The sequence below is a fragment of the Streptomyces sp. RKAG293 genome (assembly GCF_023701745.1).
Taxonomy (GTDB): Bacteria; Actinomycetota; Actinomycetes; order Streptomycetales; family Streptomycetaceae; genus Actinacidiphila.
On record NZ_JAJOZB010000001.1, the window covers coordinates 7600216 to 7623101 of the forward strand.

At 70.6% G+C, this 22886-nt stretch carries 23 protein-coding genes; 17 read left to right on the top strand and 6 right to left on the bottom strand.

Annotated features, from left to right (window positions below; all coding sequences use genetic code 11):
- Window positions 1-38 precede the first annotated feature (38 nt).
- The 4 genes from LNW72_RS33740 to LNW72_RS33755 all read left to right on the top strand — a co-directional run bounded on the left by LNW72_RS33740 (window position 39) and on the right by LNW72_RS33755 (window position 5350).
- Window positions 39-2042, top strand: a complete 2004-nt coding sequence (locus LNW72_RS33740) for a hypothetical protein (protein WP_250978834.1) — start codon at window positions 39-41, stop codon at window positions 2040-2042.
- Window positions 2043-2522: 480 nt separating this feature from the next.
- On the top strand, window positions 2523-3356 hold the full coding sequence (locus LNW72_RS33745; protein ID WP_250978835.1) for a PIG-L family deacetylase: 834 nt from the start codon (window positions 2523-2525) through the stop codon (window positions 3354-3356).
- A gap of 94 nt (window positions 3357-3450) precedes the next feature.
- A complete protein-coding gene (locus tag LNW72_RS33750) occupies window positions 3451-4659 on the top strand; it encodes a PQQ-binding-like beta-propeller repeat protein (protein ID WP_250978836.1) in 1209 nt (402 codons plus the stop codon).
- A 157-nt stretch (window positions 4660-4816) separates the two neighbouring features.
- A complete protein-coding gene (locus tag LNW72_RS33755; RefSeq protein WP_250978837.1) occupies window positions 4817-5350 on the top strand; it encodes a YbaK/EbsC family protein in 534 nt (177 codons plus the stop codon).
- A gap of 218 nt (window positions 5351-5568) precedes the next feature.
- On the opposite strand, the gene soxR is transcribed toward LNW72_RS33755, so the two are convergent.
- On the bottom strand, window positions 5569-6033 hold the full coding sequence (gene soxR, locus LNW72_RS33760; RefSeq protein ID WP_250978838.1) for a redox-sensitive transcriptional activator SoxR: 465 nt from the start codon (window positions 6031-6033) through the stop codon (window positions 5569-5571).
- A 92-nt stretch (window positions 6034-6125) separates the two neighbouring features.
- On the opposite strand from soxR, the gene fdxA reads away from it, so the two are divergent.
- Window positions 6126-6506 (top strand): ferredoxin, encoded by a 381-nt coding sequence (gene fdxA, locus LNW72_RS33765; protein WP_250978839.1) that lies wholly within the window; start codon window positions 6126-6128, stop codon window positions 6504-6506.
- A gap of 64 nt (window positions 6507-6570) precedes the next feature.
- A complete protein-coding gene (locus tag LNW72_RS33770; RefSeq protein ID WP_250980498.1) occupies window positions 6571-7227 on the top strand; it encodes a hypothetical protein in 657 nt (218 codons plus the stop codon).
- Between the two features lie 126 nt (window positions 7228-7353).
- Here the strand turns inward: LNW72_RS33770 and LNW72_RS33775 are convergent, their stop codons facing one another.
- Together LNW72_RS33775 and LNW72_RS33780 are read right to left on the bottom strand one after the other, a co-directional pair.
- Window positions 7354-8127: a hypothetical protein gene (locus LNW72_RS33775; RefSeq protein ID WP_250978840.1), complete on the bottom strand. Its 774-nt coding sequence runs from the start codon at window positions 8125-8127 to the stop codon at window positions 7354-7356.
- The gene (locus LNW72_RS33780; protein WP_250978841.1) at window positions 8124-8708 is read right to left on the bottom strand and encodes a SigE family RNA polymerase sigma factor; all 585 of its coding nucleotides are present in this window, start codon (window positions 8706-8708) and stop codon (window positions 8124-8126) included. Before LNW72_RS33780 ends, LNW72_RS33775 begins: the two co-directional genes overlap by 4 nt.
- Before the next feature lie 245 nt (window positions 8709-8953).
- Here LNW72_RS33780 and LNW72_RS33785 point away from each other — a divergent pair, with 245 nt between their 5' ends.
- Together LNW72_RS33785 and LNW72_RS33790 are read left to right on the top strand one after the other, a co-directional pair.
- Window positions 8954-9295, top strand: coding sequence for a carboxyl transferase domain-containing protein (locus LNW72_RS33785; RefSeq protein ID WP_374117435.1), 342 nt, complete (start codon window positions 8954-8956; stop codon window positions 9293-9295).
- Window positions 9296-9303: 8 nt separating this feature from the next.
- A complete protein-coding gene (locus LNW72_RS33790; RefSeq protein ID WP_250978842.1) occupies window positions 9304-9525 on the top strand; it encodes an acyl-CoA carboxylase epsilon subunit in 222 nt (73 codons plus the stop codon).
- Between the two features lie 62 nt (window positions 9526-9587).
- On the opposite strand, the gene LNW72_RS33795 is transcribed toward LNW72_RS33790, so the two are convergent.
- Window positions 9588-10751, bottom strand: a complete 1164-nt coding sequence (locus tag LNW72_RS33795) for an agmatine deiminase family protein (protein WP_250978843.1) — start codon at window positions 10749-10751, stop codon at window positions 9588-9590.
- A gap of 183 nt (window positions 10752-10934) precedes the next feature.
- On the bottom strand, window positions 10935-11552 hold the full coding sequence (locus tag LNW72_RS33800) for a helix-turn-helix domain-containing protein (RefSeq protein WP_250978844.1): 618 nt from the start codon (window positions 11550-11552) through the stop codon (window positions 10935-10937).
- Between the two features lie 259 nt (window positions 11553-11811).
- Between LNW72_RS33800 and LNW72_RS33805 the strand changes: the two genes are divergently transcribed.
- The 9 genes from LNW72_RS33805 to LNW72_RS33845 all read left to right on the top strand — a co-directional run bounded on the left by LNW72_RS33805 (window position 11812) and on the right by LNW72_RS33845 (window position 21961).
- Window positions 11812-12393: a TetR/AcrR family transcriptional regulator gene (locus tag LNW72_RS33805; protein ID WP_250978845.1), complete on the top strand. Its 582-nt coding sequence runs from the start codon at window positions 11812-11814 to the stop codon at window positions 12391-12393.
- Between the two features lie 422 nt (window positions 12394-12815).
- The gene (ureA, locus tag LNW72_RS33810) at window positions 12816-13580 is read left to right on the top strand and encodes an urease subunit gamma (protein ID WP_250978846.1); all 765 of its coding nucleotides are present in this window, start codon (window positions 12816-12818) and stop codon (window positions 13578-13580) included.
- Window positions 13577-15325, top strand: a complete 1749-nt coding sequence (locus tag LNW72_RS33815) for an urease subunit alpha (RefSeq protein WP_250978847.1) — start codon at window positions 13577-13579, stop codon at window positions 15323-15325. The genes ureA and LNW72_RS33815 overlap by 4 nt, the downstream gene beginning before the upstream one ends.
- Window positions 15326-15434: 109 nt before the next feature.
- Window positions 15435-16496 (top strand): agmatine deiminase family protein, encoded by a 1062-nt coding sequence (locus LNW72_RS33820; RefSeq protein WP_250978848.1) that lies wholly within the window; start codon window positions 15435-15437, stop codon window positions 16494-16496.
- A 97-nt stretch (window positions 16497-16593) separates the two neighbouring features.
- Window positions 16594-18261 carry an ABC transporter substrate-binding protein gene (locus tag LNW72_RS33825; protein ID WP_250978849.1) on the top strand — a complete coding sequence of 556 codons (1668 nt, stop codon included), beginning with the start codon at window positions 16594-16596 and terminating at the stop codon, window positions 18259-18261.
- Window positions 18258-19217 carry an ABC transporter permease gene (locus LNW72_RS33830; RefSeq protein WP_250978850.1) on the top strand — a complete coding sequence of 320 codons (960 nt, stop codon included), beginning with the start codon at window positions 18258-18260 and terminating at the stop codon, window positions 19215-19217. Before LNW72_RS33825 ends, LNW72_RS33830 begins: the two co-directional genes overlap by 4 nt.
- On the top strand, window positions 19214-20068 hold the full coding sequence (locus LNW72_RS33835) for an ABC transporter permease (RefSeq protein WP_250978851.1): 855 nt from the start codon (window positions 19214-19216) through the stop codon (window positions 20066-20068). The genes LNW72_RS33830 and LNW72_RS33835 overlap by 4 nt, the downstream gene beginning before the upstream one ends.
- Complete coding sequence (locus LNW72_RS33840) at window positions 20065-21096, top strand: ABC transporter ATP-binding protein (protein ID WP_250978852.1); 1032 nt, start codon at window positions 20065-20067, stop codon at window positions 21094-21096. Before LNW72_RS33835 ends, LNW72_RS33840 begins: the two co-directional genes overlap by 4 nt.
- Window positions 21089-21961, top strand: coding sequence for an ABC transporter ATP-binding protein (locus LNW72_RS33845; protein ID WP_250978853.1), 873 nt, complete (start codon window positions 21089-21091; stop codon window positions 21959-21961). Before LNW72_RS33840 ends, LNW72_RS33845 begins: the two co-directional genes overlap by 8 nt.
- Before the next feature lie 99 nt (window positions 21962-22060).
- Here LNW72_RS33845 and LNW72_RS33850 read toward each other — a convergent pair whose 3' ends face one another.
- Window positions 22061-22708, bottom strand: coding sequence for a TetR/AcrR family transcriptional regulator (locus LNW72_RS33850; protein ID WP_250978854.1), 648 nt, complete (start codon window positions 22706-22708; stop codon window positions 22061-22063).
- Window positions 22709-22886: the final 178 nt, after the last annotated feature.

Genomic DNA, 22886 nt, shown 5'->3' on the forward strand with positions numbered 1-22886 from the left:
GAAGGATCGCAGGCACGGCCTCGCTCGCCGTCCAGGCCGTGATCGCCGAGTCAGGGGAGACGCTCGTGGAGTCGTTCGAGTTCGGAACCACGCAGGCAGAGCGGTTGGAGCGACTGCGGGGGCAGTTGCAGGGCAGTCCGGTGGGCACGCGCGCGGCCCAGCGCACACAGCCGTCCCAGGGATCGAACCTGTTGTTAGGGGTGATGCTGCACGCGGCGGCCCGGCTGGAGGCCGGGCTGGAGCTCACGGACCTGGAGGCGCGGATGGTCGCACCGCTGCGGCTGCTGCTGTCGGAGGAGGAGGTCCACGACTTCGGGCGGGTGTACCGGGAGGAGAACACCGCGCGCAGCACGGCCGCGGTGCTGCCGCAGGTGCTCACCGTCCGTACCGTGGCTGACGGCTACTCGATGGAGGATCTGGTCAAGGACCTTCCCGCGCTGCGGGAGGAGATCCTGGGCCAGGCCAACGTCAGCGTCATCGACCTGAACACCTCCCCGCAGGAGGGCGACTCCTTCGACACCGCGGAGTTCAACGCCGGCCAGGCCGCCTATGGCTACGGGGCGACGCTGGTGACCGCGTCGAGGCCGCCGGAGCAGGATCCGGGCGTCAACGCCTCGTTCGTCGCCCGGGTGGACATGTACTCGTTCCTGTGCGAGGACGAGTCCAACGAATGGTCCGGGTCCGACGAGATCTACTGGGCCACCAGCTCCGTCGGCGCGTTCAGCGCCCGCCAGGAACTGCTCACCCCGGTACGCGGGAGCGTCGACAAGGGCGAGTGGCACGACTTCGCGGCGAACACCACGCTCTACAACGGCCGCGTGGACACCACGCTGGTGTGCAACATCTCCTGCTGGGAGGAGGACGACGGCGGCGAAACCTGGCGGAACCAGCTGAGGGACAAGCTGCGGGCCATCAGCGCGGAGCTCCAGAAGTTCGTCGACACCATGGAGATCTACGGCTACCTGGCACCGCAGTACGGCGACTTCCTCGACTACGCCCAGATCACCGCGATCGTCGCCCGCATCATCGCCTGGCTGATCGATCTGTTCCGCAACAACGACGACCTCATCCAGGAACGCACCCTGGTCTTCACCCAGTCCGCGCTGCGCCAGCTGGTGACCTCCGGCGGCGCCGGCTCGACCGGCTGGGTCTTCAACGGCGGCGACGCCGAGGGCCGCCACCGCCTCCAGCTCAAGTGGATCGGCACCCCGCCCCCCGCCGACGCCCCCGGTGACATCAAGCTGATCTCCCCCGCGAACAACCAGTGGGGCACCACCATCCGGCTTCCCGGGCATACCGACTGGGGCCCCTCCCTCGCCGTCCACAACGGCGACCTGCACGTCGCGTCGCGCGGACTCAACGGCGGCGTCCACATCGGCCGGGTCAGCGGCGGTGCCTGGCAGGGTTACGGGTTCGTGCCCGGCCTGACGAGCTGGACCCCGCCGGTCCTGGCGGTGAACGCGGGCACCTTGTTCGTGTCCAGCGGCGGAGAAAAGGGCGAGATCTACGTCTCGCGCCTCAATGGCTCCAGCTGGGGCGCACCCGCCAAGCTCACCGGGGCCAGCTCGGCAGGCGCGGCACTGGCCAGTCGCAACGGCACGCTGCACTGCGCGGTCCGCGGCTGGGGCAGCGACGCCTACGTCTACCTCGCCTATCTCACCGGCTCCACCTGGGGCGGCTTCGCACGGGTCGCGAACCTGCAGACCTTCCACGCCCCGGCCCTGACCACCTTGGGTGACAAGCTCTACCTGGCCTGCGCCGGCTTCGGCGGCGAGACATGGGTCCTGAGCCACGACGGCACCGGCTGGTCCGCGGCGACGAACCTCGGCGGAACCACCGACAGCGCCCCGGCGCTGACCGTCCGCAACGGAGTCCTGTACTGCGCGGTCCGCGGCCTGAACTCCGCGATCTACCTCAACTCCCTCAACGGCACCACGTGGACCGGCTTCACCCAGTACGTCCCCGACGTGTCCACCATGTCGGAGCCCGCCCTCGCCGGCGGCACCGGCGACACCCTCCACATCGCCTACCGCACCACCTGACCGTCACACCGGAGGCCCGCACCGCCGGCGCGGGCCTCCGGCACCGAGCGCCACGCCCGCCGGCCCGGTGAGCGGGCCGACGCCGAGCGGGCGGGGCCCCATGGCGGCGACCGACGAGGGTGCCCGACCGGTCGCCGATCAGGCCCCGGCGGAGGTGGTGGTCCCGCCCCAGTCGGCGGATGTGAGCGACTGCGATGCAGACCCGCACGCGGCCAGGAAGTCATCGCGGTGCGGGCAGCGGTTTCAGCGCAACCGTATCGGCGCACTCCTCACGCGTCGCGGTCCGCCGGATGCTGCTAATCGGAGCCAGGCGGCCGCGCCGGGAACATCCGGGCCGGTCAGCACGGTTGCATGACCGAGGGACCGGTGCCGCACGGGCGGGGAACACGGAGACCGCAAGGTCAGCCGCTCCACCCGCATCCGGGCCCTCGGTTCGCGGTAGGCCTGCCGCGCACTCTCTTTCTGCAGAAGGACTGTTTGATGACCGACCGGCCCTTGACGCTGATGGCAGTACACGCCCACCCCGACGACGAGGCCACCGGAACCGGAGGCGTCCTCGCGCAGTACGCGGCGGAAGGCATCCGCACGGTTCTTGTGACCTGTACCGACGGCGGTTGCGGTGATGGACCGGGGGGTGTCAAGCCGGGTGAGGACGGGCACGATCCGGCGGCCGTCGTCGCGATGCGCCGTCAAGAACTCGAGGCGAGCTGTGACGTCCTGAAGGTCAGCGATCTGGAGATGCTGGACTATGCCGACTCCGGGATGATGGGCTGGCCGAGCAACAAGGCCCCGGGATCCTTCTGGCAGACCCCCGTCGAGGAAGGCGCCGCCCGGCTCGCGGAACTCATGCGGCACTATCGACCTGATGTGGTCGTCACCTACGACGAGAACGGCTTCTACGGCCACCCCGACCACATCCAGGCCCACCGCATCACGATGGCGGCGCTGGAGATGACCGGGCTGACACCGAAGGTGTACTGGACGACGATGCCCCGCTCGATGATGCAGCGCTTCGGGGAGCTCGTGCGCGAGTTCGATGAGGACATGCCGGAGCCGGATCCCGCTGAGGCCGCCGCGATGGCCGAGATCGGTCTGCCCGACGATGAGATCTCCACATGGGTGGACACCACCGCGTTCAGCGGTCAGAAGTTCGATGCGCTGGCCGCGCACGCCAGTCAGGGCGAGAACATCTTCTTCCTCAAGATGGGCAAGGAGAGGTTCGGCGAGTTGCTGGGCATCGAGACCTTCGTACGGGTCAAGGGCGCCACCGGCACGGCCGTACCCGAGAACGATCTCTTCGCCGGTTTGCGCTGATCCGCCCGTCCGGCCGGGACCCGGCGGTACGTCGTTCGGTGAGGGGCTGGTCACATGAGTCCGCCGGCCAGGGCAATCACCCGGGGGGTTGGGGATGGTACGGATCGCGAAGAGACGGCTGCGGCAGGTGCGGCCCGCCTGGCGGGTACCGGGGGTTTCCGGCGCGTCGGGCAGCCAGAACGCCGTGGGGAGCTGGTGCACGGCCGGTCTGGTGGTGCGCGGGCAGGCGGACGGGTTGCACGCTTACGACGTGGGCACCGGGGAGGCCGTCTGGTCGTGGATCGCTCCCGGCCGCACGGCGCTGCTGGCCATGAGCAGGACGGCTGTGAGCGGGGTGGGCCTGGCCGTCCACGCGGACGGCAGCGCGGACGGCAGCTCGGGTGACGAGCCCGTCGACTGCACTGTCACCGCCGTCGGCGTCGAGGACGGCACCGCCCTGTGGTCCGTTCCCTTCGACCTCAGCGGCGGATCCTGGAGCCGGAGCCTGCTCGAGCACCATCTCGGCGGAGCCGTCGCAGTCGCCCCGAACCGCGCCGTCCTTCTGACGGACGGGCTCCAGGCCTACGCGCTGAACAGCGGACGTCCCGTCTGGCCCCCGACCGCAGCGTTAGCGGGCGACGTCCAGCTCTCCGTCTGCCGGGACGGCATCATCCAGATCGGGCTGGACGACGGCCACCTCACCGTCCGGTGTCTCGACGCCGCCGAAGGCACCGTCCGTTGGGAGACCGCTCCGTCCACGCACGGACCCGTGGACACGGTCCACGTCCTGCAGGAAGATCCGCTCGCCGTCCTGTGCCGAGGCCGGGGCAGCGGCGGGCTGGAGGAGGTGCTGGTCCTCGACGCCGAGGACGGGCGCACGGCCGGGCGGATACCGGTCTCCGAGCACGGCGAGCTGCGTGTCGCCGCGTACGGACCGGTGGATGGACTGCACGCGGGGGAGCGGGCGGCCTCGGTGGGCGAACTGCTGGTTGCCGTGGTGCGTCCGGCGGAGCCCTGCGGCGATGATCTGACCGCGTTCGCCTTGGACGGCGGGGCGCCCCACTGGACCCGGCGGTCGCAGGGACTGGTCGTCAATGTCTTCGCCGTCGACGGTGACGTCGTGGTGGTGAGCCGACCGAACGGTCTCGTCCGTGTGCACCTGCTCGACGGCGCGACGGGAGCGGTCCTGGCGGTGCGACGGCTGGCCGGGTACGAGGCGGGAATGCGTGGCCGGTACTACCTCGACGCCCATCACCGTCTGGTCCACGTGTCGCCATGGGGGGACCGGAAATGGCATCCGCTACAGATGTTCCCCTTGCGCTGACAGCCGCAGGACGCGCAGGCGAGCGGGGGAGAGCTCGTGCACGCTCGCCGTTGCCGGGGGGCCGCAGCGACCCCGCAGCCGTCCGCCCGACCGGACCGTTGCGCCCACGCGCCTTCGGCTTTGCCGACAACCAATCGGATTCCGCCATGGTTCGGGGATGAGCGACACACTGATCCAAGCCGCGCCCGCCGACCCCACGGCGCGTGCTCATCTCCTCGACCTCCTCACCCGCCACCGCGCCCGCTTCCGGCAGATCGAGCACGCGCCGGAAGGCAGAACGGACGTGGTGAGCGCCCTGCGCGGGCACCCGATAGGGCAGGCGGCGAAGTGCATCGTCGTGCGAGTGAAGGTGACCAAGAAGAGTTCTCACTACGTCCTGGCCGTGGTACCCGGTGACCGCCGGGTCGACCTGGACAGGATCCAGCAGCTGTGGGCGGCGCGGCAGGCGTCCTTCGCCGACCGCGCCACCGCTGAGCGCCTCTCCGGTTGTGTCAGCGGCGCCATCGTGCCCTTCACCTTCGATCCGGCGCTGGAACTCGTCGTCGACCCGGCCCTGCTGGAACACGAAGAGATCTTCTTCAACGCAGCCGATCTGAACCTGTCCGTGGCGCTGGACGTGCGCGACTACCTGCGGATCGCAGCGCCCCGCACCGAGTCCATCGCGGAGAACGCTGTTGCCCTCGCCGACTGAGCCCCGGCCTGCCGTTGTGTCCCGCCCCATGGGGGCGCGGCGGCAGGCGCCGCACCGGCCGCCAGGACGTGCGGATGCCCGCCGGGTCGGCATCCGTCCGAAAAGACCACCGCCTGCCGCGACGGCGACGCCGTGGGTACGAGTACCGGACGCCTGAACACCGCTACTCCGGCCGGTGCGGCGACCGTGCTGAACTCGCCGGCTGGATGGTCCACTTCTTACAGCCGTCGGGGCCCGACGCCATCGTCGGCGAGCGTGTCACCGGGGTTCAGCAGGGCGCATGCCTTCATCGAGAGACATCCGCAGCCGATGCACCCGGTGAGCTCGGCCTCGAGTCGCTCGATGGTCTGCCGGCGCTCCTCCAACCGGCGTTTCCAGCCACGCGAGGCGCGTTGCCACTCCTGGTGGCTCGGCGGACGGTCGAGCGGCACGTCGGCGAATGCCTCCAGGAGGTCCTGCAACGGGATGCCGATCCGTTTTGCGACCGAGATCAGGGCGACACGGCGAAGCATGTGGCGCGGGTAGCGGCGCTGGTTGCGACCGTCGCGTTCGGACGCGATCAGGCCGAGTTCTTCGTAGAACCGCAGGGCGGAGACAGCGGCCCCGGTCCTGGCGCTCACTTCGCCGATGCTCAGCCAGTCGTCCGGGCTGGGCCGGGCCTCGCTGGAACGGTGACTCTGCATGCACAGCCTCCTCTTGACCTCAAGATTACTTGAGGTCATACGGTCGGCTGCGTCAGAACGGCAAGCAGGAACGACCAGAGGATGGCAGTTCGATGACGTTTGTGATCGCTTTGCCCTGTACGGATGTCAAGGACAGAGCATGCATCGATGAGTGCCCTCTCGACTGCATCTACGAGGGGGATCGCATGCTCTACATCCAGCCGGACGAGTGCATCGACTGCGGCGCCTGCGAGCCGGTGTGCCCCGTCGAGGCGATCTTCTCCGAGGACGACATCCCGCGGGAATGGCAGCACTTCGCCACCGTGAACGCCGAGTTCTTCTCCGACCTCGGCACCCCCGGCGGCAGCGCGAAGCTCGGTCCGATCGGGCGGGACCATCCGATCGTGGCGGCGCTGCCGCCTCAGGGTGCCCCCGGCCCGGTGCGGATGTCGGGGGTTCGTCACAACGGTCCGCCGTTGGACCCGGCTTCGTGACATCACGCTGTGCGGTGCCGCGGTCGCGGTACGTTCTCGCCAGGCATCAACACCTGGGGGGACCATGCGTAAGATCCTGCTCGCGACGGCGGCCACCGCCTGCCTCGCACTGACGGCGTGCAACGCCACGACCGGCGGCGATGCGGACCCGAAGCCGACGCCGACGCCGACGGCCACGCCGTCCGCCGGGCAGCCGACCACTCCGTTGCCGTCGGCCACCGTCAGTCCCAGTACCCCCACCGGCAACGGCAGCGCCGCGCAGGCGCTCGGAACGTCGGCACGGACGGTGGGGGCCAAGTTCGTCGGCATCGTGGAGATCACGCCGACGAATGTCGTCCATGCCAGGGCAGGTGACGGGCAGACCTCGCGGTACGGCACCTTCGTCGTCATCACGACCCTGGACGCGTCGCTCTCCGCGAACGCGGCCGACGAGGAGACCACGGACGGCACGGTCGGCTGGCAGTGGATCGGCTCGAACGGGCAGACCGTGTCCGAGGGCAAGGGCAACGCCTTCAAGGTCAGCATCGCGGGGTACGACAGCCTCGGCCGGATCGAGCCGGGGGCTCGCCAGAACCGTGCCGAGATCTTCGATCTCACTCCGGAACAGGCCAAGGGCGGCACACTCGTCTACACCGACTCCACCAAGGCCTCGTACCGCTGGAAGATCCCGGCGGCCGACGCCGGGCCCGACGTGGCGGCGGTGAAGCAGCGCCTGGGCTGACGCCCGCCGTTCCGGGGCTGTCCGCTGTCCCGCAAGGATCCCCGGAAAACTGCGGACACCCGCCGTCCACGCCGCAGCTCGGCCGCGGGAGGGCGGGGCGGGTGTCCACAGACCCGGTCGGCCGTGTCAGAAGGGAGCTGTGCCGATTTCCTTGCCCTGGGCGTCACGCAGTTTGATCTGGGAGGAGTGGTCGGTGCCGGGGGAGCCCGGCAGCCCCAGGGCGAAGTAGGTCTGGGTCAGGCCCGGGAGCTGGAAGGTCGGGGAGCTGTAGGACACGCCCTTCCAGACACAGTCCACCGACTTCACATTCGTACCGACCTGCCCGATGATCACCCATCCCACGGAGCCGTGCCCTGACGGCGCGTCGATCGTGTAGTCGGTGGTGCTGACGCCGCCGCCCGAACCGACCGGCTGCTGGTCACAGCCGAACATGCCGGCTGTGCCGGAATCCGAGCCGGTCGCTGCCACGACCGCGGTGCAGGAGGTGCCACCGCCGGCGTGCACCAGCCCCAGCTTCCAGGGGACGCCCGCGATCTTGCCGGAATGCTCGGGGAAGGTGCGGAAGATCGGGAAGGGCGGATCGTTCGGCGTGCGCGGGGGCTTCGTCGTCGTGACGCCCGGTCGGGGGGCCGCCGGATCCTTCGAGGTCGCGGCCGGTGGGGACATCGGTGTGGCCGTGGTGCCCGCGGAGTTCGTCTGCGCCGCCAGCCAGCTGCCTCCGCCGAGCACCGTCGCGACAGCCACCGCGGTGAGCCCCAGCAGTGCCCGCCGCGTCCGACGTTGCCGCCGGCCGGACGTCACGATGGCGCCCAACGGTACCCGGCCCACGTCACTCTCCTGCGACAGCCGCTCGAACACCGCCTTCAGACCGGACTCGTCCAGACTCGTACCGTCGTTCATGACTGTCCTTCCGAAAGGTCGGGCCGCAGTGCGGGATCGAGCCGGAGCTTGGCCAGTGCCTTGGAGGTCTGGCTCTTCACGGTGCCCACCGAGCAGCCCATCGCCGCGGCGACCTGCGCTTCGGTCAAGTCCGACCAGAAACGCAGCACCAGAACCGCGCGCTGCCGCGGCGGAAGCGCCGCCAGCGCCTGGTTGACCGTCACCCGCCACGCGGCGGCGGGTGCGAAGTCCACCGAGGCGGCCGCACTCGCCTCGGCACGGCGGTCCCACGCCACTTCCCGCACCCGACGCCGACGCATCCGGGTGCGATGCGCATTGACCAGCACACGATGCAGATAGGCGTCCACGTCCCGCGCCCGCGACACCTTGCCCCAATGGGCGTAGCAGGACGCCAGAGCGGTCTGTGCCAGATCCTGCCCCGCGTTGACATCGCCGGTCAGCAGATAGCCGGCCCGGACGAGCGATGGCCATCGCCGCGCCGCCAGCATCTCGAACTCCGGTATCCCCTCGACCCCCTCGACCGGGTCCGCAGCGGCTTCGGGGGGTGCCGTGCCACGCGCTCTCACGTTGAAGATGCTCATGACCCCCTTAGAGTCCCCCGCCGCCGCAAAAGGTTGCCCGGTCGCCGCAGATCGCACAGGAGGGCGTCGGTCTCGTGGAGCGTCACCCCGAGCGCGTCCTCGGCGGCCAGTGAGCTCGGGCCGGTGAGGGAGGTGTTCTTCACCCACGCCACGACCAGCGGCACATAGGAACCTGGCCCGCACCGGCGCGCGGGGGGTCACCGCCGGCGATCGGTGGGCTGTGAAACCGATGGAGTGGTCACCGGCTGGGGACTGGTCGACGGGCGTACCGTTCGCGTTCCATCGGCTCCGACCTCTCCTATGCCTGGCCCGCGAACGAAATCGCGGTCATGGGGGCGGAGGGCGCAGCGAATGTCGTGTTCCGGCGCCGCATCGCCGCCGCCGACGATCCGGCGGAGATGCGCGGGCGACTGGTCAAGGAATACAAGGCCGAACTGATGCACCCTTACCACGCGGCGGAACGCGGCCTGGTCGACGATGTGATCGATCCCGCCGAAACCCGCACCGTGCTCATCCGCTCACTCGCCATGCTGAACCGGAAACACGCCACCTTGCCCACCCGCAAACACGGAAACCCCCCGCTGTGACGCCGGCCATGGCGCCCCCCTTCGACGGTCCGCTGGGCCCTGCCCTGCTGAGGGTCATCAAGGGGCAGCCCACCAGCGAGGAGATCGCCGCGGTCGCCGCAGTCCTGGCCGCCCTGTCGGTCCGTGCCCCCACCGCCCCAGCCACCCCACACGCCCACGTCGCCGCAGCCCGCTGGGCACGTGCCGACGCGACACGTTTCCCACCGGGCTCCTGGATGTCCGGACGATAGAACCATCCCGGACGGCAGAACCGTCCCGGCGTTAGACACTGGCGACCCGGGCCCGCGTGTGGTCAGGCGGCGGGTTTGCCGGGCTGGTCGTGCGTTGAGCAGTGGATGCCGCCGCCACCTGAGGCGATCGTGTCGATCGCGACGGGTACGACCTCCCGTTTGGGGAACTGTTCCCGCAGGATTCCGCGGGCCCGGTCGTCAGCCTTGGCGTCTCCGAACCTGGGCATGAAGACGGCGTCGTTGGCGATGTAGAAGTTGGCGTAGGTCGACACGAAGTCGTCGCCCTGGCCCGTGATCCTGTTCAGGTCGGGCTGCGGCAGGTCGATGATCTCGAGGCGACGGCCGCGGGCGTCGGTGGCCTGGGACAGGACGGACTTCGCCTGGTCCGCCGAGCGCGACCAGGAGTCGGGCGGGGTGTCGGGGTGCGCACGGTCCAGCAGGACGACACCGGGGGCGGTGAACCGTACGAGGCTGTCCACGTGGGCGTCGGTGATGTCCTGACCGCGCACGCCGGCCAGCCACAGCACCTTCTCGACGCCCAGGGTCTGCTTGAGCTCCGCCTCGATGGTGTCCCGGCTCTTGCCGGGGTTGCGGTTGGCGTTGACGATCGAGCTCTCGGTGATCAGCAGGGTGCCTTCGCCGTCGGACTCGAAGGATCCGCCCTCGGCGACGAGGGGGGCCTGGACGCGGGGGATCCCGTACTTCTGGAGCAGGATGCGGCCGACCTGGGCGTCGTTCTTGTGTTCCTGCTTGTTGCCCCAGCCGCTGAAGTTGAAGTCGACGCCGACGACCTTGGTGCCCTCCTCGATGAAGACGGGAACGGTGTCGCGGGCCCAGAGGTCGTCGACCGCGAGCGGGATCACCTCGACCTGGGAGCCGCAGGCCCGCTGGGCCGCGTCCACCTGATCGGGCCGGGCCATCATGACGACCGCCTCGTACTGTCCGACGGCCCGGGCGATCCGGGCGATGTCCTCGCGCACGTAACGCAGGTCTTCCTTCCAGACCGAACTCAGCGCGGGCCAGGCCATGAAGGTGCGCGTGTGGCTCTCCCACTCGGCGCCGAGGCGGCGCTTGCCGCCCGGCGTGGCGGACGGGGAGGGCTCTGCGGTGGCGTCGGCCCCGCTTCCGGTCCCGGAGGGTCCGCAGGCCGAGGAGGTCGCGACGATGGCGCCGATGCCGGCGAGGGTGCGAAGGACGGTCCGACGGGTGGGGGGCGGGAAGGACACGGGAACTCCGATCGGGGGCTGGCGGAAGGGGGCATCCGGCCAGGACAGGCGCGACAGAGAGCCGGCGTAGGTCGACATCGGGCCCTACGGACAAGAGTGCGCGCTCTGCGCCGTCAACGGCCGCTCCGCACGGAGAGTGATGCGGCCGCGTGTCGCCAACTGTGGCACTGACTGGAATTTCAGTCAATTGACTGCGGAAAGGGAACCCAGGCGCCCGATTTCCACTCCGATCGCCCCGCGCAGCAGGCTGCGGGCGTGTTCGAGGGGGATCAGGCCGCTGAGCCAGCGGACGCTCAGTCCCTCCAGCAGGGCGGTCAGCCGCTCCGCCGCGGCCGTGACGGCGCGGGGCGCCGCGGCCGGGCAGAGTGCGGCGAGGTGGCCCGCGACCTCCGCCACCCAGGCCGCGCCCGCCGCGGCGAGATCGTCGCGCAACTCCGGATCGAAGACCGCGTGGGCCCGCAGCTCGCCCCAGGCCGTACTGTTCTCGCGGACCTCGGGCAGCTCCTGGAACTCCAACAGGAGTGTCTGCTCCAGGAGTTGCCGCGGGTCGGACGGCGGGGAGGGAGCCTGGACGCCGCCCGTCGCGCTGGAGGCGGTGTATGCCGTGTAGCGGTCCGCACGGTCCCCGATGAAGGCCAGGGCGTGACGCAGGATGCCGGGCCGGTCCTTGAAGTGGTAGTAGATCAGGGCGGTGGACACGCCGGCCTCGGCCGCCAGATCCGCCACCCGCAGCCCCCGGACACCCTGCCGTGCGATGACGCGCGCGGCTCCCGTGAGGATTGCCTGTCTGCGGTCGGTCACTCTGTGATCCCTCCTGGTCGTGGCAATACCGACCCAAGGGTTGACTGAATTTTCAGTTAACGCAAGAATGCCGTCTCGTTCCGCTCCATCCCCTTAGGGAGACCGCATGGAAGCGCACCTGTCCGCCGTGCCGCCGACGCGACCGCGAACGAGCCCGCAGGAAGCCCCGCCCGCCGCGGATGCGGCACCCGCACCGGACCGCACGCCCGGTGACGGACCGTGTACGGGTGCCCGGGAAGGCCCCGGTAAAGTGCGGGTCATGGCCTCTCGCAGCACTCAGATCCTCGAAGCGGCCGCCCGGGTGATCGCCCGGCGCGGTGTCCGCGGGCTCCGCGTGGAGGAACTCGCGGCAGAGGCCGGCATCTCCACCGCTCTGATCTATTACCACTTCAAGGACCGTACGGGGGTCCTGCGCGCGACGCTCGAGTTCATCAACGACCGCGCCGAGCGCTACACCACCGACCGCGCCCCGGAAGACCCGCCGCTCACCCCTCGGGAGGAGCTGGAGCAGACCCTGCTGCTGGAGCTCCAGGACACCGCGGAGGTGCGGGAGAACAGCTCGGCCTGGGGTGAACTGCGGGCGAGCGCCGTCTTCGACGAGGTCCTGCGCGAAGATCTCGCCAGGGCCACCCTGGTGTGGGTCCAGGAGGTCGCCGCGATGCTGGGCCAGGTGCAGCCGATGGCGCCGGCCTCGTCGCTGGCGGCCGCCGCCGAACGGATCACCGCGCTCCTTGAGGGGCTCAGCATGCGCTGGCTCAGCGGCGGCACCCCGATCGGTCACGCGCAGGAACTCATGCGTGGCGCGATCGACGCCGAACTGGCCGGGCTCCGGCAGAACTGACGCGGGTCCCCGCAGGTCCGCGTAGCTCGTCGTAGGTCCCAGCAATACGTTCCGCCCCTGTCCTTTCGTGGGACGGGACGTTACGCCGCCTATCTATTGACTGAACTTTCAGTCAATGCCAGAGTGAGAATCGAGCCACCGACGGCCCGACAAGGCCCCACCTCGGTCGGCTCGCTCTCCCCGCGGGCCCCGGACTACCTCTGGGCCGCACCCCGGCTCTTGCCCGTCACCGCGTCGCCGAGGTCCCCTCCGTGCCCCCCGTTCCCGCTCCGTGCACGCGTGCCCCCTGCACCTGTGCATCCGGACGGCGGGCCCGGCCCACCTCGTCCGCTCGTCCGCCTTCCGGAGGAAGTCATGATCATGAAGGTTTCGACCGGCCCGGGCGCCCGCCCGGCCGTCCGGCCGGACGCCCGGTGGGCGTCATGCCCCTGACGCCCACCGAACGTGACCGGCTGCTGCTGTTCACCGCCGCCCAACTCGCCCGGGCCCGCCACGCGCGTGGCCTGCGGCTCAACGTCCCGGAGGCGACCGCCGTGATCGCCGACACGGTGTGCGAGGCGGCGCGCGACGGCCTCCGACTTGCCGACGCCCTCGCCCGCGGGCGTGGTGTCCTCGGCCCGGACGACGTTTTGCCGGGCGTCGTCGACATCGTGACCGAGGTGATGGTCGAGGCGGTCTTCGAGGACGGCACCCGGCTCGCGGCGATCAGCGACCCCTTCGGGGAGCACCCTCGCGACGACAGTGCGCCGGGCGCCGTACTGCCCGCAGCGGACACCGTCGAGGCCCTCGCGCCGGTCCGGATCCTCGCCGTGCACAACACCGCGACGGTCCCGGTCAGCGTGACCTCGCACTTCCACTTCTTCGAGGCCAACCCGCGGCTGGACTTCGACCGGGCCGCCGCGTACGGCATGCACCTGGCCGTCGCCGCAGGATCCTCCGTCCGTCTCGACGCCGGCTCCACCGTCGAGGTGGGTCTCGTTCCCATGGGCGGCGCCCGGGTCGCGATCGGCTTCGCGGGCCTGGTCGACGGGCCGCTCGACGCCCCCGGCGCGAAGGAAGAAGCCCTGCGACGGGCCGCGGCCTGCGGCTACCTCGGCGCAGCCATCCCGGGAGGAACCCGGGAAGCTACCCCGGATCGAGCCCCGGATCGAACCCCGGACAAAAGCCCGGAAGGAACCCCGGTATGAGCAGACCGACCCGGCACAGCGACCACTGCGCCCCCGGCAGCCGGCACATCGACCCGCACGAGTACGCCGCGGTGCATGGTCCGCGTGCCGGGGACCGGGTGCGGCTGGGCGATTCGGGGCTTGTCATCCGGGTCGAGTCCGACGCGCAGCTGCCGGGTGACGAGTTCCTGGCCGGTTTCGGCAAGACCGCCCGTGACGGCATGCACCTCAAGGCGGCGGCCGTCCGCGACACCTGTGACGTCGTGATCAGCAATGTCGTCGTGATCGACGCTGTCCTCGGCATCCGCAAGGTCTCGATCGGCATCCGCGAAGGCCGGATCTGCTCGATCGGCCGGGCCGGCAACCCCGACACTCTCGACGGCGTGGACGTCGTCGTCGGCACCGGCACGACCATGATCTCGGGGGAGGGCCTGATCGCGACGGCGGGTTCCGTGGACACCCATGTCCATCTGCTCTCGCCGCGCATCATGGAGGCGTCGCTGGCCTCCGGCGTCACCACGATCATCGGCCAGGAGATAGGCCCGAGTTGGGGCGTGGGGGTGAACTCGCCCTGGGCCCTGAAGCACGGGTTCAACGCGTTCGACGCGTGGCCGGTCAACATCGGCTTCCTGGCCCGCGGCTCGTCCTCCGATCCGGCTCCGCTGGTCGAGGCGCTCGCCGAGGGCGGTGCGTGCGGTTTCAAGGTTCATGAGGACATGGGCGCGCACACGAGAGCCCTGGACACCGCGCTGCGGGTGGCCGAGGAGCATGACGTCCAGGTGGCGCTGCACAGCGACGGGCTGAACGAGTGCCTGTCGGTGGAGGACACCCTGTCCGTGCTGGACGGTCGCACCATCCACGCCTTCCACATCGAGGGCTGTGGCGGTGGGCATGTGCCCAACGTGCTGAAGATGGCGGGCGTGCGGAACGTCATCGGGTCGTCCACCAATCCCACGCTGCCGTTCGGGCGGGACGCGGTCGCCGAGCACTACGGCATGATCGTCTCCGTCCACGACCTCAAGACCGACCTGCCCGGCGACGCGGCCATGGCCCGCGACCGGATCCGCGCCGGGACGATGGGCGCCGAGGACGTGCTGCACGACCTGGGCGCGATCGGCATCACCTCCTCCGACGCGCAGGGCATGGGCCGCGCGGGCGAGACCGTCCGCCGCACCTTCCAGATGGCCGCCAAGATGAAGGCGGAGCTCGGCCCCCTGGACGGCGACGGCGAGGACGACGACAACGCGCGCGTGTTGCGTTACATCGCCAAGCTCACCATCAACCCCGCCATCGCCCACGGCCTCGCCCACGAGATCGGCTCCCTCGAGGTCGGCAAGCTCGCCGACATCGTCCTGTGGAAGCCGCAGTACTTCGGCGCCAAGCCGCAGATGGTCCTCAAGTCCGGCTTCCCCGCCTACGGCGTCACCGGCGACCCCAACGCGGCCACCGACAACTGCGAGCCGCTCGTACTGGGTCCCCTGTTCGGCGCCCACGGCGCCGCCCCCGCGGACCTCTCGGTGGCGTTCGTCAGTCGCGCCGCGGCCGAATCGGGCTCGTTCGGCGCCCCGTACGACACCTTGGGCACCCGGCGCCGCCGGGTCGCCGTACGGGGCACGCGCGGCATCGGTCCCCGGGACATGGTGGGCAATGCCCGCCTGGGGGACGTCGATGTGAATCCCCGGACCGGTCTCGTCACGCTCGACGGCGAGCCGCTGCGCTCGGAACCGGCGCAGCAGGTCTCGCTCAACCGCCTCTATTTCCTCTGAGGGCGCCTCCAGCCCCCTCCTCCACTGACCCAGGTCGACCCAGGTCTCCACTCTTGACTGAATTTTCAGTCGGGGGGAGACTCTGCAAACGAAAGAATCGAGACGTCTGATGGCTGAATACCGTATGCCCGCCGAGTGGTCCGAGCACGAGGGCTGCCTGATGGCCTGGCCCACGCGCGAGGAGCTGTGGGGAAGGGTGCTGGACGAAGCGAAGGAGGAGTACGCCAATGTCGCCCGCGCCATCGCCGCCTTCGAGCCGGTGACGATGGTCGCTCCGCCCGGCCACGGCGACGAGGCCCGCGCCCGCTGCGGGGACGGCGCCACGGGTACCACCGAAGCCACGGGTGCCACCGGCATCACGGTGATCGAGCTGCCGCTCGACGACTCCTGGTTCCGCGACTCCGCTCCGCTGTTCGTCCTCGACGCGGACGGCAACCGCGCCGGCGTGGACTTCCGCTTCAACGCCTGGGGCGGCAAGCACCACCCGTTCGACGCCGACGACCGCGTCAGCGCCCTCCTGCTGGAGCACCTGGGGGTCGACCGGATCGCCTCCGACATGATCCTCGAAGGCGGAGCGATCACCGTGGACGGCGAGGGCACGCTGATCACCACGGAGCAGTGTCTGCTGCACCCCAACCGCAACCCCGGCCTGAGCCGTGACGAGATCGAGGCGGAGCTGAAGTCCCGGCTCGGTGTCACCAAGGTCATCTGGCTGCCGTACGGCGGTCTGCTCGACACCGAGACCGACGGCCACGTCGACGGCTCCTGCGCCTTCGCCGCGCCCGGCAAGGTCGTCGTCTCCCTGCCGTCCGACCCCGACCACCCCGACTACGCCCGGATGCGTGCCAACCGTGCGGTGCTCGAGGCCGTCACGGACGCCCGGGGCCGCCGACTGGAGATCGTCGACGTGCCGCAGACGGCCTTCGCCGACCTGGCCGAGGGCGAGGTCGAGGTGTCGTACCTGAACTACTACCTGGCCAACAGCGGTGTCGTCGTCCCGGTGGCCGGGCTGCCCCAGGACGAGGACGCCCTCGCCGTCATCGCCTCGGCCCACCCCGGCCGCAAGGTCGTCGGGGTGCGGACGCCCGTCATCGCGTTCGGCGGTGGCGGGGTCCACTGCATCACCCAGCAGATCCCCGTCGTCCGCTCCTCCCCGAACACCGCCGGCTGACCCGGGCACCGACCGTTCCAGGCGGTCCGCCCCGGCGGCCCGCCCGCTCCTCCCCGGCATTTCCCCCGGCATTCCTCACGGAAAAGAGAGCGCGACGATGACCACCTCCCCACCCCGCACCAGCAGACGCCCCCACCGCCGGCCCGGCCGCGGCACCGCGGCGCTCACCATCGCCGTCCTGACGTCCCTCGCCCTGCTCGCGGCCTGTGCGGGCCCTCCCAAGGGCAACGGCGGCGAAGCAGCCGCCCTGAAACTCTCCGCGACCACGCCCCCGGCCCGCGGTGACATCGACTCCTTCAGCTGGGCCGTCTACGCCGAACCGCCCACCCTCGACTACACGGTGGCCTTCGACTACCCGCAGAACACCATCCTGTCCAACGTGTGCGAGAGCCTGATGCGCTGGACCCCGGCGCTCACCACCGCGCCGGGCCTCGCGCAGAACGCGTCCAACCCCGATCCCACCACCTGGGTCTACGACCTGCGCCCCGGGGTGCGCTTCCACGACGGCAAGGTGATGACCGCCGACGACGTGGTCTTCAGCCTCGGCCGGCAGATGGACCCCGACAACGCCGCGGCCTGGGCCCAGGTCTTCCAGAACGTCTCCGCCATCACCAAGAGCGGCCCGCTCCAGGTCACCGTCAAGCTCAAGAAGCCCGACTCCCAGTTCCCGCAGTACATGGCGACCGCCGCCGGAGTCGTGGCCTCCAAGGCCGGCGTCGAGGCGGCGGGCAAGAACTACGGCACCACCGGCGGGCTCGCCTGCACCGGCCCCTTCCGGCTCGGCACGTGGAACAAGGGCCAGTCGATCGAACTCGACCGCTTCGACGGCTACTGGGGCACCAAGGCCAAGGCGAAGAAGGCCGTCTTCCGCATCCTGACCGACCCGTCCGCCCGCACCAACGCCATGCTCAGCGGTGAGGTGGACGGCGGCTACCTGATCCCCACCGAGAGCTACGCCCGGCTGCGGGAGAGCGGCACGGGCACCCTCTACTTCGGTGAGGGCCTGAGCACCGTCAACGTCAACGTCACCAACATGAAGGGCCCCCTCGGCGACCTCCGCGTCCGCCGGGCGCTCTCCCTGGCGATCGACCGCACCGGATTCGTCAAGGCCGGACTCGCCGGCGCCGGAACGGTCACCAACTCCCTCACCACCCGGGCCGCCTGGGCCGCCGCCCCCGAGGCCACCCGGAAGACGGCCTTCGACGGGCTGCCGCCCACCGGCCAGGACATCGAACAGGCCAAGGCCCTGATCAAGGAGGCCGGAGCCACCGGAAAGTCGCTGACGATGGCCACCAGCGCCATAGGCCAGGACGTCTCCCTGCTCGCCACCGCGGTGCAGGCGGCCGGCACCCGCATCGGACTGGACATCCGGCTCAAGACCATCGCCCCCAACGCCTTCACCGCGCTGTTCACCGACCCCGAGGCGCGCAAGGGCATCGACATGTTCCCGCTCACCTACTACGACTCCATCACCGACCCCCTCGACCTGCTGTCGAACTTCAAGACCGGCGCTTACATGAACTTCGCCGGCTACAGCGACCCCCAGTACGACCGGCTCGCCGACCAGGCCGCCGCCGTCTACCCGGTCCCGGAGCGGCTGGACATCGAGGCGAAACTCCAGCACCTGGCCTCCGAGCAGCTCCTGTGGATCCCCGTCGCGGAGTGGCCGACCGCGATGTTCCTGAACAAGCGGATCACCGGAGCGCCCACCACGATCTCGTACATGTACTACCCGTGGGCCGCCGATGTGGGGGCCGCACAGTGAGCTTTGTCCGCTTCGCCGCACGGCGGGTGGCGGAGATGGCCGCCACCCTCCTCGTCGCCTCGTTCGTGGTCTTCGGCGCCATGTACCTGGCGCCGGGCAGTCCGGCGAGCTTCCTGCTCGCCGGCCGGTCGGCCTCTCCTGAGGCGCTCGCCTCGATCAATGCCCAGTACCACCTGAACGACCCCTTCCTCGTCCGGTACTTCCGCTGGCTCGGGGACATGCTGCAGGGCGACTTCGGGCGGTCGATCACCTACCGCACGGATGTCTCGCGGCTCCTGGCGGACCGGCTTCCGGTGACACTGCTGCTGGTCGCCATGTCTCTCGTCGTGGTCGTGGCCGTCGGCCTGCTGCTGGGCCGGATCGCCGCCGTCCGCGGCGGGGCCACGGACTCCACCGTCCTGGTCACCACGACGTTCGCCGTCGGCACTCCGTCCTTCGTCGCCGCGGTCCTGCTCCAGGGGCTGTTCGCCGTCCAGCTCGGCTGGTTCCCCAGCAGCGGCGCCGGCGACGGGCTGGGGGACATGCTCTGGCATCTCACGCTCCCCGCGATCGCCCTGGCGCTCTACCTGATCGGCATGCTCGCCCGGGTCACCCGTTCGGCCATGCTCGAAGCCCTCGACAGCGAGCACGTCACCGTGGCCCGCAGCCGCGGTGTCCCCGAGCGCCAGGTCATCCGCCGCCATGTCTTCCACAACTCGCTCGGGACGATCCTGACCACCGGCGGACTGATCGTCTCCACCCTGCTGGTGTGCACCATCCTGGTCGAGACCGCCTTCAGCATCGGCGGGATCGGCCAGCTCCTCGAACTGTCCACCACCACCAAGGACTTCCCGACCGTCCAGGCGATCTCCCTGATCATCGTCGCTCTCTTCATGGTCGTGAACCTGATCGTGGACCTGCTGCTGCCCCTGGTCGACCCCCGGATCACCCTCGGAACGAGAGGGGCCGCCGCATGACCGCCGTCCTGACGCGCCGCCCCGGCCTGGCACGGATCCGCGCCACCGGTTCCCCGCTCCACGTCATCTGTCTGAGGCTCGTCGCCCTCGTCGTCCTCGCCGCGCTGCTCGCGCCGTGGGTGGCGCCGTACGATCCCAACGCCGTCGACCTGGGCAACGCGCTCGCCGGACCCTCGGCCGCGCATCCGCTCGGCGTGGACGCCGCGGGCCGTGACACCCTCTCCCGGCTGCTGCTCGGCGCGAGCACCTCCCTGCTCGGCCCGCTGGGCGTCGTCGTCTTCTCCACCGTCGCCGGCATCGCCGTCGGCATGGCCGCCGCCTGGCGGGGCGGCTGGCTGGACTCCGTCCTCTCCCGGAGCACGGAGCTGGTCTTCGCCTTTCCCGGCATGCTGCTGGCCATCCTGATCATCTCGATGTACGGCGAAGGGCTGCTCGCCCCCGTCATCGCGCTCGCCGTCGCCTACCTGCCCTACGTCAGCCGCCTCACCCGTTCACTGGTGCTGGCCGAGCGCGCCCGCCCTTATGTGAGCGCCTACCGGGTCCAGGGACACTCGGCGGTACAGATCTGCCTGCGCCACATCCTGCCCAACATCGCCCCCGTCGTCCTCGCCCAGTCCACCATCAACTTCGGCTACGCCCTGATGGATCTCGCGGGGCTGTCGTTCCTCGGGCTCGGCGTGCCCGCGCTCACCCCCGACTGGGGCCGCATGGTCTTCGACGGGCAGACCGCCATCCAGTACGGCTATCCGCTGTCCGCGATCCTGCCCTGCGTCTTCATCGTGCTGACCGTGGTCGCCTTCAACGTGGTGGGCGAGCGCTGGGCCGACCGCGTAGCCAGGAGAGACCGATGAGATCGACGCGACCTACGCAATCGACGGGATCCCCGCGACCGACGGGATCCACGCCCACGCTCGACATCCAGGGGCTGAGGGTCACTCTGCCCGGCGCCGCCCGGCCCGTTCTCGACGGCGTCGACCTAACCGTCGCCGCCGGTGAGACCGTCGCCCTGGTCGGCGAGTCCGGTTCCGGCAAGACGCTCACCACCCGCAGCGCGCTGTGCCTGCTGCCACCCGGCGCGGTCACGGAGGGCGCGGTACGGGTCGATGGCGAGGACGTGCTCACCATGGACGCCGGCCGGCTGCGCGACGTGCGCTCCGGCATGGTCTCCATGGTCTTCCAGGACCCCCGCGCCACCGTCAACCCGCTGCGCCGCATCGGCGACTTCCTCACCGAGAGCGTCACCCTCACCGGGGCCATGAACCGGACGGAGGCCGCCGACCGGGCGGTCGAACTCCTGCGGGCCGTGGGCCTGGACGAGTCCGTCCTGCGCAAGTACCCCGGCCAGGTCTCCGGCGGCATGCTCCAGCGTGTCGTGATCGCGGCGGCCCTGATGGGGGACCCCGCGCTCCTGCTGGCCGACGAGCCCACCACGGCACTGGACGTCACCAGTCAGGCCGAGGTGATCGCCCTCCTGACCGCGCTCCGCGAACGTTTCGGCACCGGCCTGCTGTTCGTCACGCACGATCTGGAACTCGCCGCCGCCATCAGCGACCGCGTCTACGTCATGTATGCCGGCCGGATCGCCGAGAGCGGCCCGGCCGAAGCCCTCTTCGCCCGCCCCCGGCACCCCTACACGGCGGCTCTCCTCGCCTCCACCCCGCGGATGGAAGGCCCCCGGGGCAGGCTCGCCGCCATCGAGGGTCAGCCGCCGGACCTGCGGGAGCCGCTGCGGGGCTGCGCCTTCGCGGCCCGATGTCCGCTCGCGACGGAAGTCTGCGACCAGCGGGCCCCGTTGCCCACGGCAGCCCCGGACCGGCCGGACCACCGCGCCGCCTGCCACCACAGCGACCTGCTCGAAGGGAGCGCCGTCGATGCCTGAGAACGCACCCGAGAACGACGCACCTGAGAACGCACCTGCGAATGTGCCTGGGAACGTACTGGAGGTCGCCGGGCTGCGCCGCTGCTTCGGAGCCGTCCGCGCGGTGGACGACGTGTCCTTCGCGCTGCCCGAGGGCGGATCGCTGGGCATCGTGGGGGAGTCCGGGTCCGGCAAGACGACCATCGCCCGCATCGTCGTCGGCCTGGAGCACGCCGATGAAGGCGACGTCCGCATCCGCGGGAGGTCACGCAGCGGGCGTACCCGTGGGCGTACCCGGGGGCGGGCCGCGCGGCTGGCCCGCGCCCGCGAGGTCCAGATGGTCTTCCAGGACCCCTATCTCTCCCTCGACCCGCGCATCAGTGTCGAAGGGGTGCTGCGCGAAACCCTGAGTCTGCACTTCCCCGGCCGCGACCACGCGAAGCGCGTGCGGGAACTGCTCGACCAGGTGGGCCTGGGCACCCGGGCCGCCGACGCCCTGCCGCGGCGTCTGTCGGGCGGCCAGCGCCAGCGTGTCGCCATCGCCCGGGCCCTGGCCGTGGAACCGGCCGTCCTCATCCTGGACGAGGCCGTCGCCGCGCTCGACGTCTCCGTACAGGCGCAGATCCTCAACCTGCTGGCGGACATCAGGGAGCAGACCGGGATCGGGTACCTCTTCATCACCCACGACCTCGGGGTCGTCCGCTGTGTCACGGACGAGATCGTCGTCATGCGCCACGGGGTCATGGTCGAACAGGGCCGTACGGAGGAGGTGCTCGCCGCACCTGAACATCCGTACACCCGGCTGCTGCTGGAGTCCGTGCCCCGGCCGGGCTGGGACCCGAAGGCGATCGCCGCGGCCCGGCGGGCGCTGGAGCCGATGCGGTAGCGGGCGCCGGGCGTCCCGGGTCAGGTTCAAGGGCTGTAGTCGGCGCCGGGCGTCCGGGGTGGATCCGGGGGGGGTGTAGCCGGCGCCGGGTGTCGGGTGTCAGGTCCGGGGGCCGGCCCCGGCGGCGAGCGTGCTGATCAGGGCGCGCAGTACAGGACCCGAGTCGACATCGGAGCCCAGCGACTCCGCGGCGGCCAGGCCGTCCACCGCGGCGGCCACGGCCTCGCCCAGCAGGCGCGCATCGAGGTCGGCGGCCCGTTCCTCGGCCAGGACCTCGAACAGCGCGACGAAGCAGGCGCGCCAGCGCCGGTACTCCCCTTCCAAGCACTCCCGGACCCGCGGGTCGTTCAGGGCGTGCCAGTGCAACGCCGAGTGGAGGTGGGAGAGTTCCGTACCCTCGGACCGCGCGAGCAGCTCGACCACCCGCTCGGCCCGTTCCGCGAACGAGCCGGGTCCGGAGACGGCCTCCTCGAGGGGGAGGATCCACTCCGGGCGGATGTCCGTGACGACCGCCAGGACGAGATCGGTCCTGTCCTGGAAGTGGTAGTGGCACATCCCGTGTGTGACGCCGCTCAGCGCCGCCACGTTGCGGGTGGTGAAGCGCTCGCTCATCTCGCCCGCCAGCAGGGTCCGCGCGGCGGAGATCAGCCGTGCCCGGGTCTGCTCGCCCTTGGCCGAGACCCGCGGCCGTCGCGCGGGGGCGAGGGGAGCGGACAGGTCCGGGGAGTCCTTCGCGGAATCTGCCATGGCGTCACTCTAACGAGCCTGGGGGCACGGCCACCTGCGGCTTCCCTGATCCACCCGGTGATTACTCCTCTGGTCCACTCCCTGAACGACCGGAGGTCCATCGGAGATCCATGGGAGATCCGCCGGAAGATCCACCGGAATGACCTCGTCCAAACTATTGACCGAGCGCTTGGTCAGT

What these genes read in the sequence shown, in the direction of transcription:
- LNW72_RS33820 (WP_250978848.1), top strand. Translation starts at nt 15,435, where the DNA reads ATGGCTGAATACCGTATGCCCGCCGAGTGGTCCGAGCACGAGGGCTGC.
- LNW72_RS33825 (WP_250978849.1), top strand. Translation starts at nt 16,594, where the DNA reads ATGACCACCTCCCCACCCCGCACCAGCAGACGCCCCCACCGCCGGCCC.
- LNW72_RS33750 (WP_250978836.1), top strand. Translation starts at nt 3,451, where the DNA reads ATGGTACGGATCGCGAAGAGACGGCTGCGGCAGGTGCGGCCCGCCTGG.
- fdxA (WP_250978839.1), top strand. Translation starts at nt 6,126, where the DNA reads ATGACGTTTGTGATCGCTTTGCCCTGTACGGATGTCAAGGACAGAGCA.
- LNW72_RS33845 (WP_250978853.1), top strand. Translation starts at nt 21,089, where the DNA reads ATGCCTGAGAACGCACCCGAGAACGACGCACCTGAGAACGCACCTGCG.
- LNW72_RS33815 (WP_250978847.1), top strand. Translation starts at nt 13,577, where the DNA reads ATGAGCAGACCGACCCGGCACAGCGACCACTGCGCCCCCGGCAGCCGG.
- soxR (WP_250978838.1), bottom strand. Translation starts at nt 6,033, where the DNA reads ATGCAGAGTCACCGTTCCAGCGAGGCCCGGCCCAGCCCGGACGACTGG.
- ureA (WP_250978846.1), top strand. Translation starts at nt 12,816, where the DNA reads ATGCCCCTGACGCCCACCGAACGTGACCGGCTGCTGCTGTTCACCGCC.
- LNW72_RS33775 (WP_250978840.1), bottom strand. Translation starts at nt 8,127, where the DNA reads ATGAACGACGGTACGAGTCTGGACGAGTCCGGTCTGAAGGCGGTGTTC.
- LNW72_RS33835 (WP_250978851.1), top strand. Translation starts at nt 19,214, where the DNA reads ATGACCGCCGTCCTGACGCGCCGCCCCGGCCTGGCACGGATCCGCGCC.
- LNW72_RS33850 (WP_250978854.1), bottom strand. Translation starts at nt 22,708, where the DNA reads ATGGCAGATTCCGCGAAGGACTCCCCGGACCTGTCCGCTCCCCTCGCC.
- LNW72_RS33805 (WP_250978845.1), top strand. Translation starts at nt 11,812, where the DNA reads ATGGCCTCTCGCAGCACTCAGATCCTCGAAGCGGCCGCCCGGGTGATC.
- LNW72_RS33840 (WP_250978852.1), top strand. Translation starts at nt 20,065, where the DNA reads ATGAGATCGACGCGACCTACGCAATCGACGGGATCCCCGCGACCGACG.
- LNW72_RS33745 (WP_250978835.1), top strand. Translation starts at nt 2,523, where the DNA reads ATGACCGACCGGCCCTTGACGCTGATGGCAGTACACGCCCACCCCGAC.
- LNW72_RS33770 (WP_250980498.1), top strand. Translation starts at nt 6,571, where the DNA reads ATGCGTAAGATCCTGCTCGCGACGGCGGCCACCGCCTGCCTCGCACTG.
- LNW72_RS33780 (WP_250978841.1), bottom strand. Translation starts at nt 8,708, where the DNA reads ATGAGCATCTTCAACGTGAGAGCGCGTGGCACGGCACCCCCCGAAGCC.
- LNW72_RS33755 (WP_250978837.1), top strand. Translation starts at nt 4,817, where the DNA reads ATGAGCGACACACTGATCCAAGCCGCGCCCGCCGACCCCACGGCGCGT.
- LNW72_RS33790 (WP_250978842.1), top strand. Translation starts at nt 9,304, where the DNA reads ATGGCGCCCCCCTTCGACGGTCCGCTGGGCCCTGCCCTGCTGAGGGTC.